The sequence below is a fragment of the bacterium genome, from assembly GCA_040755795.1.
Taxonomy (GTDB): domain Bacteria; phylum UBA9089; class CG2-30-40-21; order CG2-30-40-21; family SBAY01; genus JBFLXS01.
In genome coordinates this window covers 1-1321 of record JBFLXS010000700.1, presented here as the reverse complement: position 1 = coordinate 1321, position 1321 = coordinate 1, and the positions used below count along the sequence as shown (strand labels likewise).

1 protein-coding gene is annotated in these 1321 nt (G+C 32.2%); it reads left to right on the top strand.

Annotation, left to right across the window (positions count from 1 at the left end):
- Positions 1–92: 92 nt before the first annotated feature.
- Positions 93–1304 carry an IS701 family transposase gene (locus AB1414_21050; protein ID MEW6609900.1) on the top strand — a complete coding sequence of 404 codons (1212 nt, stop codon included), beginning with the start codon at positions 93–95 and terminating at the stop codon, positions 1302–1304.
- Positions 1305–1321 lie beyond the last annotated feature (17 nt).

The following is a 1321-nucleotide window of genomic DNA, read 5'->3' as shown; positions in this document are numbered from 1 at the left end:
TCTAAACTTTTGCGTTTTTTGATAATTACTTGATAATTAAAGTATTATCTATTTCCTTCCGATATTAATTTATAGAAGGGAGGGAAATAGATATGTTGATAGTTTCTATTCCAGATATTTTGTTAAAGTGTTTAGAGGTTTTTAAGCCTTGTTTTAGTAAACCTCAGTTTGAGAATTTTTGTTTTTATGTAATCGGGTTAATTCTCTGTTTAGAATCTCGTAACATTCAAGATATTAATAAACAACTTGGCCGTAACAAAGACCAAAGTTCTCTGAATCGTTTTATTACAGAATCCCCCTGGTTAAATAGGGCTCTTCGGAGAAACAGAAGAAAATTAGTAAAGATAGCCATCTCCAACTCTAATGCAAAAAGGGTATATCTCATTATAGATGACACTGTTATTGATAAAACAGGCAAACATATTGAAAGAGTTGGTTATTACCATTCAACTACTTCAGAAAGAAGGGTATTAGGACATAATTTAGTTACAGCTATATGTGTAATAGATGATTATGTATTTCCCTTTGAATTCTTCCCTTATATCAAGGAAGAGATTTGTAAAGATGAAGGGATAACATTCCATACCAAAATTGAGTTATGTATCAAACTCATAAAGAGTTTTATGCCTCCTAAAGGAGTAGAAGTAATAGTTATTGGAGACAGTTGGTATTGTTGTGAGAGTGTCATTAAAGCAATCAAAGATAAAGGGTTCCAATTTAGTTTTTCCATAAAGTCTAATCGGATAGTTTACTATAATGGGCAAAAATATAAGGTATCTGAACTGGCAAAGGCAGTATCTTATAGTCAATATTCTTCACCAGTTAAGATAAGTGAGAAGGAATATTCTATTTGCCCCATCACAGTAGATATTCCGAAGATTGGTTCAGTAAGTTTGGTTCTAAACAAAGAGATAACAGCCACGCAAACCGAAGAAGACATAATTAATCAACAAGCCGGGTTTATTATTAGCAGCCAGTTGAACTGGTCTGGTAAATGGAACCTTGAGACTTACTTGAAACGAGTTTTAACAGAAACCTTCTATAGAGATTCTAAACAACATATAGGATTAGGACAATATCAAATGCGTAAATTCGATGGTATCATTAGACACTGGCACCTTGTGTTTACAGCATATATTTTACTAATTGTAGTAGGTCTCCAATTAGAAGGCAGTAAAAAACGTAAAACTATTGGTGAAATCTGTAATTTGGTTAGAGATCTATTTTTCAAAGAGCTTTTAATCTGGAGTTACCAACAAGGTAAAAATGGTAAAACTATTGACTCTGTTCTAACAAATTTGTAAAAAACGCAAAAGTTTAG